Source organism: Streptococcus cameli, assembly GCF_053207365.1.
In genome coordinates this window covers 957099-973449 of the sequence record NZ_JBRUIM010000001.1, presented here as the reverse complement: position 1 = coordinate 973449, position 16351 = coordinate 957099, and the positions used below count along the sequence as shown (strand labels likewise).

Genomic DNA, 16351 nt, shown 5'->3' with positions numbered 1-16351 from the left:
TTAAACATTCTCCAACTCTAATAAGGCACCATCTCTTACCAGTCCCAAGAGACTTGTACTGGAGAGAATTTCACCTGTTTGCTTATTTCGAGCACTAGGATTTTGAACCTTAACATTTACTCCATATGCATCGATAACAATTTGTACCAACTCTCTGAGAGTCAAATCTATAGGAACTCGTAAGTCTAACTCCTTTGATAAAAACAACGGACAATAAAAACTAATATTTATATAGCCATCCATAGACCTATACCCCTCGTGCTTGTAATACTTTTATTATATCATGAAGAGCATGATTTTTGAAGTAACTTCATGAAGAAAAAAAAGAAAGTACTTGCGTACCTTCTTTAAGTTTTATTCTTGCTTGAGAGACTCAAATTTCTTACGAAAAATCGAATAAATCATAACTGCTCCACCTAAAATAGATAAGACAATTACTGGCCAAGATAAAGGCGTCTCTACCTGATTCAGGGATACTCCATAGTCTGATTTATTGACAACAATGGTCTGCGGAGTAAACAACAGGGATTGATAGCTATCAAGAATACTCTCCTTCTCCAATTCTGTAACAAATAAATTGGTCTTGGTTTCTCGATAGGTTTCTTCATCTGCTTTTAGTACAGTCTCAACCAGCTTTTCTGTCTCTGGTCGAAACAGCTTTACTAAGTCGCCTTCTTGTTCAAAATACTGTAATTCTGTCTTCTGGTTATTCTTGTCTAAAGATGTATCGATTTGCAAGGAACCGTCATTTGCAAATACCAGCGATGGACCTTGTATGATCCAAAATATAAGAGAGAATACAATAACTCGTTTTTTCATACTACTCCTTATGCTCAACCTGTCGATAAAGGAACATATTCCCCACTCCTAAGACACTAGCTAAAATGATTAACATAACCACAGACAATAGAAGATTTCCTTGCTGATTAATGAAACCTTTAACAAGTTCCTCTAGATAGGTTAATGGAGACAATCTTGCCAGAAGCTGAGTTGAATTGACATAGTAGGTGTCAAACAGCTGAGTCGCTGAAACAATATAAACCATTAACACACCAATGCTTAACAAGAAACCTAGACTTCTTAGATTATCCATCAATAGGTTCACTCCATAGGTCATAACCAGACTAATAAGAGAAAGGAGAACGATGAAGGAACCAATTTGCGGCATTGAGAACTCAAGTTTCAGTCCTGAAACCAGTGCGATAATGAGACCAGCAGTAGCTGATATCGCACTTAAGAACACCAGTGGACCTGTCGCATTTTTCCAAGATAGACGCTCTGTCAAGTTCAGACGCTTTTGTAATTCAGCTTTATCTGCATGCTGCATCAAGTAGGCTGCAACCAGACTAACAAGATAAGCAATCAGGATAATCAACAAACCTGAACGTTCATCTTGACGACTTGCTTGTGGTTGAGCGGATGTAGCTGCTGAGACAACATTTCCAATCTTTGCTGCATCGACTGGATTAGAAAGGTATTCATATACTGCCTCATTCTTTGTATTTCCAGTTCTAGTATTGCTCAAAACTGTAGAGAAATTTTTGAGGAACTCTTCATTGGAAGAATACTCACGAGACATAATTTGTTGCAATTCCGCAACACGGCCACTTAAGGCTTCTCCGTCTTTTTCCAAATTGGTAATGTCACCTGAAAGTTTATTTATGTTCCCTTCAATCATTTCCGACACCACTTGATTGGATTTCGTGTTGTTCATCAGATTCTGACTGGCTGCCATTAGTTTAGATAAGTCACTATTCAGATCCATGCTGACGGTGACCATATCTGTATTATCTATCTTCTCGGTAGTAGCAAAAATTGGCTTATCTTTCAGCGTTTTATCAACAGCTACTCCCTGCTCGATTAGGCTTGACAACTGTTCGAGTAATTGGCCTGTAGTCGCTCGTAAATCTGCAATATTGCCTGTTAATTGCTCTGAATTTACCAACCGACTCTCAATAGCTGCCAACTTCTCATCAGATGTCTTCAAGTCTGATTTCAAAGCTTCAACAGTGGTAGCCTTGATAAGATTGGTCACAATAGATTGCAAGTCATTACTATTAGCCAGAGCGACTAGTGAGCCCTCGGCAGGTAAAATAGAACTTTGCGAATAAGTGCCATTCGTTAGATCTAATCCATAATAGGCAGTCACAATACCAGACAGCTGCAAGTAGGCATTCACATCTTGATAGATAGCCTGAGACAGAATCAGCGGATTGTATGTCCAGCTAGTGACGATATCCTGTTTTTCATAATGGCGTCTCAAAACTTTTGTTTCTGTCTGATTGGTTCTCGTTATGGTGATTGTTTTTGTGACAGTCACAACTTCTTTCTCACCAGTCTGTGTGGTTCCTTCTCCTTCTGCCCCCTCGCCTTCCGAACCTTCATCTTCTGAACCTGTCCCATCTGTACTAGTACCAGTTGTATCTGAGGAACCTCCTGATGTAGAGGTCGTTTCCGTCTCTTCCCTCTCTTCGTTAAACGGAGCACCTTCCTTAATAACTGAGACTTCCTCAGTCGTATCAATCGACATCTTCACCACAACCGGTGAAAAAATACTTACAGACTCTTTGTCTTGAATATTGAGTGAGTAAGGAATTTTTGTTCCACCTGCAATATCTTCTGGCAGGGATACTTGATAATTTCCATTTCCTAAATCAGTCAATGGATAGTCTGCCAAACTTAAAGAGTAACCTTCGGGAACGGTTAGCGTCATAGATTCGACTTTTCCCTCAAATGTTGGAATCGTCAACGTACGGGCTGACTCAATCTTAGAGGCCACTTCTTCCCTTAATTTTGTTAACTCTTCCTTCTCAACAGTCACTTCTTTAGAGGTTGGCAGTTCTTGACCTTTTTCTTGACTATACCACTGAATAAAGGCATTGATATTCTTCAAATGTATCTTATCTGCCTCAGATAAAGACAAGCTAGCAATCGTTGCTGCATCATAATAAACAGTAGGCCATTTAGAAGCAACTTGACGATCCATGCTAGCATTCAAGCTATCAATATAGCCTCCTAGAGTCTTGCTGGCATTATTAACGACACCTTCCTTAGTAGCCAGAGACGCTGCTACAGCTTCTTTTATTTTAGTATCGTAGTCAGACAAGGTCGTATCAATCTCACCATTAAGTAATCTCAATTCCTCAAGGAGACTAATGATATCTTGATTGTAGGCAATTACCTTATTTTCAGTTTCTTGCCAAACTGCAGGCTCTGATAGATTTGTCCCCAGATGAGTATTTATTTCTGCTAATTTAGCTAATTGTTCTTCAACTGATAAAGAAGAGAAGCCTTCGTCAAAATTAGCTAAATTTTGTTCCCTAGTAGCTAATGAAAGCTGCCATGCTTCCTGTTGTGATTTGATTTGGTCAATCACGCTTTCATAGGTCTTATCGACAGAGATAATCGAAGTGAACGCATCATTACTATTTAACAGGTCCTTATTAAACGATGAGTAGGCAGACAGCAAATCTGACGGGGACGACCCTACTCCTGCAAACTGTTGAGAGTATAGGTTCAGTGGATTAACCAAATTGTTATTAAAGGAGGCTAGGGAGGTTTCTTCATTAGCAACAACATCCGCAACCTGAACTTGAGCAGTCCTTAAGTTTCCGATAATACTGGTGAAGTAAATATTAATTAGATCTTTATTAAAAAGTTCTTTGAATTCAAGTACAGCTTGCTCAGCCTGTTTTACTGTCAACTGCTTATCGGAGACAATCTGATATTGGAAATTCGCTTTGATAGGTGAAGCTGACTCTAAAGCCAGTGTCTCTTCTGAGAACTTACTAGGTAAGACAATCATCAACTGATAAGTATCATTTTTCAAGCCGTTCTCAGCAATGGCCCGTGAAACAACTTCAATGTCATAATTGTTTTGGGCAATAAAGGAGTTGACCAATGTCGTAGCGATATTGACAGGCTGACCATTATATACTTTACCAGCGTCCTCATTTACAACCGCAACTCTGATAGTAGCTTGTTGGGCTGGGGTAGTCGAAGCCGTTCGACTAAGGGGTGTTGGTTTTACAATGGCGACAAAAGACACCAATGTCGTAACCAACAGTAATAATGTTCCTAGATAAAATAAAATTTTTTTCTTCACTGTTTCATAATCTCCGTAAAAATAAAAAGGTTAGGGACACCGCCCCAACCTTGCCATAGACTAATTATTGAAGACCAAAGTTACGAGACAAATCTTGGTCATTTTGTTGCATTGCTTGAGCAGTCTTATCAAGCTGGGTGTTGATTTGTTGCATCAATTCCGCAAAATTTTGTACCTTCGGTTTCAATTCATTGAATTGATTATCAAAACCTTGGAAGGCAGCACCTTCCCACTCCGTACGAAGTGTGTCTTGCAAACGTTGAAGGCTGTTCAAGATTGCTGTGATGTCATTTGAAGCTTTACCGTATTCACGAGCACGTGATTGTAGCGTTTCTGGGGATACACGGATTTGTCCTGACATAAGATTGTCTCCTTTAAATTTTATTGATTCTATTTTAGCACGATTTTAGATGAATTACAAGCATTTTATCAAAATTGTAATCTGAAAAAATTGTATCAATTACTGAACTCACACTTCCATCGACCATATTGGTGACACTATTAATAAAAAGGGGGGGTGCAAAACTATTCCCACAAACACCCTACCTGTTGGAACATTTTGCACCCCCTCTGCGTATGTGGGAATAAATTTCATACTTTACCACTATCAATCCTACTACATCACTTCAGAGTGTTGGATTGATACTTCACTCAAAAATTCAAAAAAGGCTTAGTATCAAGCCTTTTCTAAACCCTGAAACGGTGGGCTTTATCCCTTTCTCTCCAGCAGTCCTACAACCTCGATATGTGTTGTCTGTCCCTTGAGAATACAATTTTTTGTCCTCGTCACAGTTTTGAGGACACAATTTATCTGGTTCTAGTTTAGCATTTTTACGTTTACTTTTAAATTGTTTACCGTCCTTATTTTGAGTTTCTCCTGTTTTGAAAATAATGGTTAACATTGCAGGATCAATTTCACCATCGCTATTAACACCACCTACAATAATTTTCTCAACGATGCTCTCAAAAACTGTACGATCAAACTCAGTGAGCATTTTCTGTGAAGACAGTAATTGTTTAAATTCTGTTAGTCTTTTCTTAACATCAATTTCTGACTTCAATATTGTTTCAACATTTACTTTTTCTTCTGCAAGATATTCTTTTTCTGAGGAGAGCTCATTATATTTTTCATTATAAATAGAATCACTTATTTTCCCTTCTAGTTTTAAATTTACAAGATTCTCCTCTTTTTTTAGTAAAGTACGAAGCTTATTAGTAATCTTTTTTAGTTCCTTGTTGAGGCTATTGTCATTTAATTCAGATTCAATCGTTTCAAGTAAATCTGACACTATATTTTCATTCGAATGATATAGTTGTCTGTAAGCTTCCATGAAAGCTCCCTCAATAGCCAGTTCCTCTAATCCTTTACTATGTTTACAGTATTTTTTCCCTTTTTTTATCGAAGTAACACAATGCCACACAACTTTTCGATAATCTGAACGACAGTGCCAACTTCTCCTAGACAATAATGAACCACAAAAGCCACATTCTAACATACTACTAAAAGCATACATTTTTGAATAGCGTTCACGTTTTCCATTTACATTCGCAACTGTCTTTTTATTTCCTGCCCTACGCAACCTAATCTCCTGAGCTTTCTCAAAGTCTTCTTTAGATATTATAGGTTCATGGTTATCTTTGATGTAGTACTTATCTTCTTCACCAAAATTACTTAAACGTCTCTTGCTTATTGGATCCACTGTAAAAGTTTTTCCCATTAGAATATCGCCTTTATATTTTTCATTCTTTATGATTCCTAAGACTGTTGTATCATTCCAATGATCTAATCCTCTCGGAGATTTGTAACCTAGTTCATCAAGTTCCCTTGCTATAACTTTCCCTCCAATACCTTCCAAGTACCTTTTAAAGATATAACGTACTATTTTTGCTTCTTTTTTATTGATAGAAAGTTGTTTGGTTTCTACATCATAGTCATACCCCAAGCACCCTTGAAACCCTATCAGTTCACCACGTTGCATCTTCATTTTTAATCCCTTTTTCACATGTGCAGATGTATTTTCTACTTCTTGCTGTGCAACAGAGCTAAGAATGGTTAGAAGTAATTCTCCATCCATAGTAAGGGTATCAATGTTCTCTTCCTCAAAATAAACTCCAATTTGCATATCCTTTAACATTCTGACATACTTCAAAGTATCTAAGGTGTTTCTTGCAAATCTAGCAATTGCTTTTGTTACAATATAATCAATTTCTCCATTAACACAATCATTGATTAAGCGTTGAAAATCTTGTCTCTTTCCTACTTGAGTTCCTGAAATCCCCTCATCTGCATAGATATCAGCAAGTTCCCAATCTGAACGCTGAGAAATGTAATCTTTATAATGTCTCACCTGAGATTCATAACTGTTCTTCTGATCCTCACTATCAGAACTCACTCGGCAATAAGCAGCAACCCTTTTTAAATGTCTTTCTACACCGACACCTCTACGTCGAACTAAAGAATCAGCTTTTATTATTTCAACATTATTTTTTTTCATACTGAAATTCCTCCTTTTGATTCTATATTACCGCGTTCAAATAAAAAGGTCAGCTATTTTGTGTACTTAGTACGCAGTCTATTTCTGATTTTTTCATATTCATTTTTAGATAACAATTCTTTAGAGTATAAAAAATTAAGCATTGATAACTGCAGACTATATTTTACAATTGTTTGTTCCAAAATTTTTCCTCCTGATAACGTGATACTCTATATTTTCCTCAGTAGGTATGATTGGTTAAATCGTGCATGGGCATCTCACCCGCTGTCCTTTTACGATGGCAGCCTGAACGTTCAGAAGTATCATTGTCCTTATTTGTGGTCATGGCAGATAGAGAACCACTCTATTTTATAGCAAATAATTTTCGCTCCTATCACGGCGTATCTCACTAAATTGCTCGACAAATAAGAAAGTCCCACCTCGGTTTATTCAATTGTCAATGAACAAAGCAAGGAGAGACTATTTTATTTTTTGTTTAATTCTTTGAGGACAATCTGATAGTCCAAGAATGTAATCCGTACTAACGTTATAGAGTGCAGAGAGTTTTATAAGTATTTCAGCTGTCAGAACTACCTCACCTCTCTCAATCTTTGCATAATTTGTGGAAGAGAACGATAGTTTTTCAGCTACAAATTTCTGAGTGAAGTCACTGTCTTCTCTCAAGTCCCTTATACGTTGGTACATATAGCTTTCTCCTATGAAAAGTATAGAATACTTTTAGAAGAAAACTTGGAAATTGTCATAATATGACAGCTGATATATTACCTCAATATTACTGAAGTTTATTGATAAATTTTAAATCAATAAATCATAATTTCATGATATAAGTAAAAATATTAAAGTAAATATTATTAAGCTAATTGCCAAATTCATTAACAAATTTCAATTGTAAATGCTTTGCGAGATACTTCGCCTTTTTCAACATAAGTGACATGAGTTTTATCGATAAAGTTGTCCGTTTCTGTCAAAGAGGTAGATAAGCCACTCCACGGTTCCAGAGCAATAAATGGCCCTTTATTAGTTGTTGTCCAAACAACTAAGAAAGGAAAATCTTCAAATGATACCTTTAATCCTTTTTGATGGTTTTTGGATTTCAAAGTAACCTTCCGAGATTTAAGGTTATCAAACGTCAACGCATCATGTTGAAACAGTTCATAATTCAATTCTAAAATTCTTGTTTTAGATAGCATTGGTTGACGTTTGGAAAAATCAAGAAGTCCCGTATCTGGGAAACTTTCTGGAATCGTGCAATCTTCTTCCAATTCGAATTCTAGGTAATAGTCATCAAATGCTTCATCCTCTAATAATGGACAATTAAATCCTGGATGTCCTCCAATAAAGAATGGCATCGCATCTAACTCACCTAAATATCGAACTGCATATTCTGTTTCCAACTTCTTACCGTCCAAGCGATAGGTTAATTGGAGTTCAAATGGAAATGGGTATTGCTTTAACATCTCGTCGTCAGATAAAATACGAAACTGTATCTCATTTTCGGTATGTTTTACTAAATCAAAAGTGCGTTTTCTGACAATCCCATGGCGAGGCATGGATCCAGAAATTGTTTTTTCACCAACCTGAAACGTGGCCCCATCATTTCTTAGACTACCACAGATAGGAAATAGAACTGGTGCCTGACCACCCCAGTACTCTGGATTACCTTGCCAAAGATATTCCACACCATCTCGATCTTTAATCGAACTGATGGTCGCCCCCTCCGGTTTAAATTCAACCGTTAATTCATCATTTTTTAATTTCATTAGTTGATTCCCCAATTATAGTCTATGATTGCTGAAAAGGCATATAGTCCATTTCATATCTAACATTCCCTTTTAAAGAATCTTCTAAGAGATTGTTAAACAATATTTTGAATTCATCTAATTCTAAATCTGAATGACAAATCCATTCTCCTCCAGTAGAGACATACCATTTCCCTAAAGATTTTAAAACATCTTGATCGATGTACGGAATATAGGGACATTTTTCAAAATTAACAATATAAACTTTTTCATAGGCAGAAGTTAAAACACCGTCTGCCACTCTTTTTAATGTTTTAAACATAGGTACACACTTTCATAGTAAGGATTAATCAATGACTTGAGTTTCAGCAACTTTCTTGTACCAATGCGCTGATTTTTTAGGATAACGTTCTTGTGTCTCAAAATCAACATAGAAGAGACCGTAACGTTTCTCATATCCATTTGACCATGAGAAGACATCCATCAGAGACCAGATAAAGTATCCGTTAACGTTAGCACCATCTGAAATCGCATCAGAAATCACTTCCAAATGTTTTTTTACGTAGTCAATACGACCATCATCATAAACTGTTCCGTCTACAAATTCATCCTTATAACCAAGACCATTTTCAGTAATGTAAATCTTTTTATAATTAGGATAGTCTGTTTTTACCCGCATAATTTGATCATATAGACCTTGAGGGTAAATAATCCAATCCCAATCTGTTTTCGGAACATTCACTGGTGCTTCTCGTCTACCAACACCTTTAATTTGGTATTTTGAACTTCCTTTTTCCCCTTTACCGTTATGAATGATTTCAGTCTCACCATCAAAAGCTTGCATCCAATCACTCATGTAGTAGTTAATTCCAAGGAAATCATTCAAATCTTTAGCCGCTTCGAGGATGGCAAAGTCTTCTTCACGAAGATCTAATTCCCCTCCATTTGCTGCCAAAATGTGCTGAACACCTTCCATTGTTTTCTCAGAATAACGGCCAAGGTAAGTCGCATCCAAGATAAATTTGTTGTGAATAATATCTTCTAATTCTGCAGCTCGCACGTCATCTGGATTAGCTGGATCATAAGGGTATTTGGTTGGTAAAGCATGAACGACACCGATTTCCCCTTTGTAACCTTTATCTTTATAAAGCTTAACTGCACGTGCATGGGAAACCATCATATTATGATGAGATTGAAAAACTTTTGCCAAATCATATTGGATACCTGGAGGGAACTTACCAACTAAGTATTGCCCGTCACCGATAGGTCCAATTTCATTGAAGGTAGTCCAGTAGTTCACTTCCGGAAACTCTTCGAAACAGAAGGCAGCATAGGCAACAAAATGGTCAATATTGTCACGATTTAAAAAATCACCGTTTGAATGCAAGGCTTCTGGTGTATCAAAATGATGCAAAGTAACGAATGGTTCTACACCACGCTTATGACATTCTGCAAATAAATTATGATAGTACTCAACTCCTTTGCGATTGACCTCACCATATCCAGTAGGGAATACACGAGACCAAGCAATCGAAATACGGATTCCATTGACACCGTATTCTTCAGCCAGCTTTAAGTCGACAGGATAACGATTATAAAAATCACTTGCAGGTTCTGCTGTGTACCAATAATTGTCTTCTAAATATTTATCCCATGCAACCGGGCCTTTACCATCTGTTTTAGTTGCTCCTTCTGCTTGGTAAGCTGCTGTTGCTCCACCGAAAATAAAGTCTTTTGGTAATGTTTTAGTCATTTCAATTCCTCTTTCTAATGAAAAAAAGAAAGGGAAGAGCAGATTATTCTCGGATAAGCTACTCCGTTAATCTCACTATTCCCTTACATGTATAGCATTAGCCTTCGATTTGTTGTGTTACAAAGTCCAAAGCACCTTGACCATCACGGGTCAATCCGATATATTGTGCACCCTCAGTTTTAGCTAACTTAATACCGAGTTTGTCAGTTTCTAATTTCATATCTTCATAGTTAGATGCCACTTGAGGCGCCAAGATAACTAATTGATATTGAGGTAAAATTTCACGGTGAGCACCATAGCTACCAGCCGCAGCTGTTACTGGAGCTCCGTATTCTTTAGCAGCCTTGTTCAAGGCATTCGCTAGAAGACCACTTGTGCCACCACCTGCACAAAGGACGAGAACGTTGGTTTGTTCTTTAATTTCTTTAGCAGTAACGCCAGCATTTTCAAGAATAGCATCTGCTTTTGCTGTGTTGAAGTTTGCAGCAACTTTTTCTTTCAAACTATCAGATGTCTTACCTGAACGTTCTTCTTCCAAAATTTGTTGGTCATAGACCTTCAAGAATGGGTAGTAAATAAGTACGTCTACAACAATCAAAGTCAAAGCAAGAACAAATGACCAGAGACCAAAACCAGTACCCATGATAATACCTATAGGACCAGGTGTTATCCATGGCAAGTTCACACTAAAGCTGTTCATACCAAGAACATCAACGAAGAATTTGAAAATCCAAACATTTGCAATAGGTGCAAAGACAAATGGAATAAAGAATGTTGGATTCAAAACAAGTGGTGCACCAAATAAGATTGGTTCATTAACACCGAAAAATGTTGGAACAACTGCCGCTCGACCAATTGCTTGATTACGTTTTGATTTTGTCAGCCACATGAACATGAATGGCACCACAAGAGTTGCACCTGTACCACCCATCGTTACAATAAACATTTGAGTTCCTGAAGTCAAAATTTTATCAGCGTGTTGTCCTGCTTGAAGTAACTGCAAGTTTACTTCTACATTAGCATAAGTAATGGCAGCAATAGCAGGTTCAACGATTGATGGCCCATGAATACCAACGAACCAGAAAAGAGCATAGGCACCAAAAATAATCGTGATTCCAAGATAACCATCAGCTGCTGTAAAGAGTGGCGCAAGTAATGTACCAATCGCTTCAGCAACGCTTGTGCCAACAGTATTACGAACAATAATATCAAGAGCATATAGAGTTACAATTGATAATGTGAATGGGATTAAGTCTTTGAATACTTGCGAAATGTTCGGTGGAACTTCGTCTGGCATACGAATTGTTACATTGTTTTTCACACAGACTTTATAGATATTTACAATGACAAAAGCTGAAACAAAGGCAGAAAGAAGACCTTTTGTCCCTAAGAAGCCACTTGCAAAGCCACCTTCAATCGCATCTGATGCTAAAATCAAGAAGCCAGTGATAGAGGCAAGCATAGTAGATAGGAAGTTAATCTGATTTGTACTTTCTAATTTACGGTTTACAGAATCAGTTAATGATTTTGCTGTTGTACCTGCGATCAAGAGAGCTACAACTCCCATTGTATAATTATAAGGTTTCATTAACATTCCAACTACTTCTTCACTCCAATTAAATCCGAAGATGTTTGGAACAAAAGCAATCAGAAGGAAAATACTTGAGAATAAGATAACTGGCATGCTGGCAATAAAGCCATCACGGATAGCACGTAAGTAGATATTACGTGAGATTTTCTCAAAAAAAGGTTTCCCTTTTTCAATTTGAGCAATTAGTTTATTCATTAGTTCGTACCTCTCTTATAAAGTTCAATCATATGTTTCATCATATCTTTCAATAGAAGAGTTGTCATCAAGTGGTCTTGCCCGTGCATCAAAGTTACGCTAAAGGCTAGCTCTTCACCTGCTGCTTCTTTTTGAAGTAGACTTGTTTGAGCATGGTGTGCTTCAACAATACTTGAATTAGCAGATTCCACCAACTCTTCCGCTTTTTCAAAGTCGCTATTTTGTGCTGCTTTTAAAGCATCTAATAATTTTGAACGTGCTTCACCAGCATAAGATACAATTTCAAATCCCAAGAGGGTAATTTCTTCTCTATTCATTTTTTAAGCTCCTTTATTAATTTTTTGGTTTAGTGATTAGAGTAAGCGTTGTACATGTAATACAATATAAAACTTTTCACTTTCATGAATCGCAACACCTGTTTCTGAGGCTATGATTTGATAAATTTTATCACCAACATCATAAGCTTCAGGGTAGGCTATCTGAATATGTTTTCCCATATCCATGAGAGGCCCATTATCATTTGGACTTCTATCCAAATATTGAAGGAAGTATGTTAGATGGATCATTAAGCGATCGTAAAAGTTACTATTTTCTTTTGTTCGCTTAATTCCTAACCTTTCTAACTCTTCTTGAACTTTTGACAACACCGAACGTGTTAAGTCTACTTTAGGTGATTTTTCAACAGCTGTTACCCCTTTTGCATTGATGAAATGTAAGGCTATCCTTCCAATCTCATCATCAGGTAAATCGTTCAAGAGTTTCTGACGAAACATCCCCAAAGCTTCTTTTGCAATGACATACTCTATGCTGTATTCTTGTGAAATATTCGGCAACTTACTTTCTTGATAATTATCTTCAAGAACCGCCTTATAGGCACAATGAATATGGTCCGTTAAGGTAACATAGAGATATTCTTGAACGGGATAGGAATATTTGCTTGACAAGGTTTCAATCACATCATAGGTTACTGTGATAAAGTCCAATGGCACATCTTTTAGCAAGGTCATGAAATTTTCTTGCGATTCCGTGCTTTTTAAGGAAAAGACTTTTTCAATCTTCTCAGCAATAACGAGATCTCCTTTTCGTTTCTGAAAAGTAATCCCAAGTCCCATCACTACAAACTGTTGATCATGCTCATCTTTTACTAAAGCGACATTATTATTAAGCGCTTGTAAAACACGATACATTTATTACCTCCCCCTCTTAATTTATAATTGGATAGAAAAAGAGACCACAAATAAACTAAAGATAGCAAAGGCTTACCTTCCATTCATTTGTAGTCTCGCCTATTCGTAATAGTTACGATCTACCCGTATTCGATTTATGAACTTATTATAACACAGGACAAGAGGTTTGTAAACCCTTTCTGTTTAAAAAAATAACATTTTTTTATTTTTTTGTTTGCTTTATGTTGTTATAATGTTTAAATGCGTTGTGTCCAGGGTGTTGCTGTTTCTTTCAAGACCTTGTTCAATTCATCAATATTTTGGAATCCAGTAGTGCGTAACCACTCACGAGCAGCTGCTTCACCTTGTTCAATATAGTCTTTGACACTACCAGCCCAAGTTGCACGGCCACAAAGGACACCGTTAAAGTTTGCACCAGATTCTTTGGCAAACACTAAAGTGTCTTGGAAGAGCTTAGCTGATACACCTGCGCTCAGGTAGATATATGGAAGGTGAGTCGCTTCATCCTGTTGTTTGAAATAAGAAGCAGCTTCTTCCTTAGTATAGACCACCTCGTCTTGACCAAAACCTTCTACGAAATTCATATTAACTGGAACTTCTACCTTCAAGACATCAATACCAAAACGGTCATCCGAAAATACTTTCATCGCTTCAATAACCTTGCGTGGTTTAACTTTGGCATATTCTGCACTTGAAGCATCAGCGATTTTCTCATCATAAGCTAGGATTTCAAGATAAAACGGTATATCTTCAGCTGTACATTCTGAGCCAATACGTTCGATATAAGCTTTTTTCTGACGATTTGTCGCTTCATCACTATCGACATCATAGTAAAGCAAGAATTTAATGGCATCTGCCCCTTCTTCTTTCAAACGCTTTACAGACCAATCAACCAAGCAATCCGGTAAGCGTTTCGTGCTAGTGGTGTCATAGCCTGTTTTTTCATAAGCGAGAAGCAACCCTGCGTCTTTATGAAGTACCTTGGTGGCAGGCAAACCGTATTCAGGATCCAAAAGCATAGATGAAGCAAATGGCGTCAATTCTTCAGAAACCAATACTTTAAGCTCTTCCATTTGAGCAACTGTTGGTTCATCAGTTTGATGTTGTGCCATCAAACGTTTTAGAGCACCACGTTGGTCAAATGCTAATGCTGAAATAATACCATTTTCATCACTTAATTTTTCCATGTAACGACGTTTTTGTTCTGTTAATACCATGATTATACCTCTTCTACTTTAATACGTTCAAATAATGCTGAATAGTTTGCCATATTAACATGGCCGGTTTGTTTTTCTTGGGCATTTAACATCCCCAAACAATTGGCTTTTTTCAATAGCTCTTCATCTGATTCTGCATGGTAAAGAGCTGATGTAATTCCTGCTACCGTTGAATCACCCGAACCTACTGGGTTGACTACTTCTATTTTGGGAATCGTCACCTGATAATACGAATCAATATGTTTGGCAAAAGCACCCTTAGAACCTAGTGATACAATCACCCATTCTACTCCGTCAAATAAATCTTGATCAAGAGCTGCTTTTAAGACACTAGTATCACTCGTAACTTCCATATTTAAGAGCTGAGACAATTCTTCTGTATTGGGCTTGATGACTGTCGGTTTTGCATGTCCTTTCAAAACTTCTAATAAGGCTTGGCCGGAACAATCTAAAACCACAGGTTTCTGATAACGCTCACAAATCTCAATCATTTTAGAGTAAAAGTCCACAGGCAATCCCTTTGGCAGGCTACCTGAAACAGAGATAATACTTACTTGCTTAACCAGTCTTTCAAAGTGCTCTAAAAAAGCTTTGCCTTCTTCATCAGAAATAGTTGGACCTGACTCTAAAATCTCTGTTTGCTGACCTTCATGTAAAACTGCAATACAGTTGCGTGTTTCTCCTGATATTGGTGAAAAATCATGCTGAATACCAACTTGATCTAATTCCTTCTGAATAAATTCACCGATTTTGCCACCCAATAAACCAGTAGCAAGAACATCATCATCGACTTGAGAAAGAACTCGTGTAACATTTAAGCCCTTTCCTCCAGGGGTTTTGTGTGTTTCAGCAACACGGTTAACCGTATCTAGATTAAAGACATCCAGTTGATAAGCAATATCAACCGACGGATTCATAGTGACTGTTAAAATCATGATTCACCTCTTAGTCGTGGTATTCTCCGCGATCCCATTTTTCTAAAAACTCATCGAAGAAATGCGGATCGGCTTGTCCTTGATTCAAACTTTCAACTTTCGCAATTTTTTCAATCAATGCTTTGTTTTCTTCAGTTGGTTTATATTCTGCATGGATAAATGCTTCAATAATATCTGTCATTAATAAGCCACCAGTGATTTTACCACCAAAGCCAATGACATTAGCATTCAACTCTTCTTTAGCGTAGATTGCAGAGGTCATATCACGAACCAAAGCTGAACGAATTCCTGGTACTTTGTTTACAGCATTATTGATTCCAACGCCAGTTCCACAAATACAAACGCCTAAATCTGCTTCACCACTCGCAACAGCTTCACCAACTTTTTTCCCAAAAATTGGATAGTGAGTCCGAACATTGTCATAAGTTCCACAATCAATGACTTCATAACCTTGAGTCTTCAAGTAGTCAACAACAGCAATTTTATCGTTTGTTACAATATGGTCACAGCCAACAGCAATTTTCATCTTATTTTACCTCTTGATTATATTATTTTTTATTAGCACATTTTGTTAAGCATGTCGACACGGATTTGGTGACGACCACCGTCATACTCACCTTCGACAAATCCTTTAGCAATGTTTTTTGCAACGCCAGGACCAACAATTTCAGACCCCATTGTAATAATGCGAGAATTATTGTGTCCGCGGGTCATATAAGCTGAACGTTCATCTGAGACTTCAGCAGCAATCATGCCTTTAATTTTAGTAGCCGTCATAAATGAGCCAACACCGTATGCATCAATTACAATTCCTAGGTTAACATCGTTAGCAGTTACTTCTTTAGCTACTGCTAGTGTTGTATCAACAAAATCACGACCTTCAGCAGAGACATCTTGGACATCATGACCAAGTTCTACCAAATAAGATTTAACGATTTCTTTCAATTCTAAGCCTGCTTTATCAGCACCAATAATAACTGTCATCTGTTTTCTCCTGTTTAAAAATGTTGTTTTGTTTGATTTACAATTATATTATAAACATTAAAAAACATCTTGTCAACCCTTTTTGTTTATTTTTTGTTTGTTTTTGTTTATTTGTTTCTAAAAAAAAGAACATCCATCATAGAATGTTCT

16 protein-coding genes are annotated in these 16351 nt (G+C 37.1%); all 16 read right to left on the bottom strand.

From position 1 onward, the window contains the following. Complete coding sequence (locus ACVR1I_RS04850; RefSeq protein WP_017770762.1) at positions 1–243, bottom strand: hypothetical protein; 243 nt, start codon at positions 241–243, stop codon at positions 1–3. 111 nt (positions 244–354) lie between these two features. Further along, the gene (locus ACVR1I_RS04845; protein WP_095123090.1) at positions 355–819 is read right to left on the bottom strand and encodes a type VII secretion EssA family protein; all 465 of its coding nucleotides are present in this window, start codon (positions 817–819) and stop codon (positions 355–357) included. Between the two features lies 1 nt (position 820). Next, a complete protein-coding gene (esaA, locus tag ACVR1I_RS04840) occupies positions 821–4105 on the bottom strand; it encodes a type VII secretion protein EsaA (RefSeq protein ID WP_447442891.1) in 3285 nt (1094 codons plus the stop codon). A 64-nt stretch (positions 4106–4169) separates the two neighbouring features. After that, positions 4170–4466, bottom strand: a complete 297-nt coding sequence (locus ACVR1I_RS04835; RefSeq protein ID WP_017770820.1) for a WXG100 family type VII secretion target — start codon at positions 4464–4466, stop codon at positions 4170–4172. A gap of 298 nt (positions 4467–4764) precedes the next feature. After that, complete coding sequence (locus ACVR1I_RS04830; RefSeq protein WP_447442890.1) at positions 4765–6600, bottom strand: recombinase family protein; 1836 nt, start codon at positions 6598–6600, stop codon at positions 4765–4767. Positions 6601–7059: 459 nt separating this feature from the next. Further along, entirely contained in the window at positions 7060–7284 is a 225-nt protein-coding gene (locus ACVR1I_RS04825; RefSeq protein WP_307122182.1) for a helix-turn-helix domain-containing protein, read from the bottom strand. A gap of 188 nt (positions 7285–7472) precedes the next feature. Beyond that, a complete protein-coding gene (locus tag ACVR1I_RS04820) occupies positions 7473–8360 on the bottom strand; it encodes an aldose 1-epimerase family protein (protein WP_307122181.1) in 888 nt (295 codons plus the stop codon). Between the two features lie 22 nt (positions 8361–8382). Continuing rightward, complete coding sequence (locus ACVR1I_RS04815; protein WP_307122180.1) at positions 8383–8661, bottom strand: DUF3884 family protein; 279 nt, start codon at positions 8659–8661, stop codon at positions 8383–8385. Between the two features lie 24 nt (positions 8662–8685). Further along, the gene (gene lacG / locus ACVR1I_RS04810) at positions 8686–10092 is read right to left on the bottom strand and encodes a 6-phospho-beta-galactosidase (RefSeq protein ID WP_447442889.1); all 1407 of its coding nucleotides are present in this window, start codon (positions 10090–10092) and stop codon (positions 8686–8688) included. Positions 10093–10189: 97 nt separating this feature from the next. Continuing rightward, a complete protein-coding gene (locus ACVR1I_RS04805; RefSeq protein ID WP_447442888.1) occupies positions 10190–11878 on the bottom strand; it encodes a lactose-specific PTS transporter subunit EIIC in 1689 nt (562 codons plus the stop codon). Then, positions 11878–12195, bottom strand: coding sequence for a PTS lactose/cellobiose transporter subunit IIA (locus ACVR1I_RS04800; protein ID WP_447442887.1), 318 nt, complete (start codon positions 12193–12195; stop codon positions 11878–11880). Before ACVR1I_RS04800 ends, ACVR1I_RS04805 begins: the two co-directional genes overlap by 1 nt. A 36-nt stretch (positions 12196–12231) precedes the next feature. Continuing rightward, a complete protein-coding gene (locus ACVR1I_RS04795; protein WP_447442886.1) occupies positions 12232–13065 on the bottom strand; it encodes a PRD domain-containing protein in 834 nt (277 codons plus the stop codon). Positions 13066–13301: 236 nt separating this feature from the next. Further along, a complete protein-coding gene (gene lacD / locus ACVR1I_RS04790) occupies positions 13302–14282 on the bottom strand; it encodes a tagatose-bisphosphate aldolase (protein ID WP_447442885.1) in 981 nt (326 codons plus the stop codon). A gap of 2 nt (positions 14283–14284) precedes the next feature. Next, entirely contained in the window at positions 14285–15217 is a 933-nt protein-coding gene (gene lacC, locus ACVR1I_RS04785; protein ID WP_447442884.1) for a tagatose-6-phosphate kinase, read from the bottom strand. 10 nt (positions 15218–15227) lie between these two features. Continuing rightward, complete coding sequence (gene lacB / locus ACVR1I_RS04780) at positions 15228–15743, bottom strand: galactose-6-phosphate isomerase subunit LacB (protein ID WP_050196751.1); 516 nt, start codon at positions 15741–15743, stop codon at positions 15228–15230. Between the two features lie 32 nt (positions 15744–15775). Beyond that, positions 15776–16201, bottom strand: coding sequence for a galactose-6-phosphate isomerase subunit LacA (lacA, locus tag ACVR1I_RS04775; RefSeq protein WP_000215993.1), 426 nt, complete (start codon positions 16199–16201; stop codon positions 15776–15778). Positions 16202–16351 lie beyond the last annotated feature (150 nt).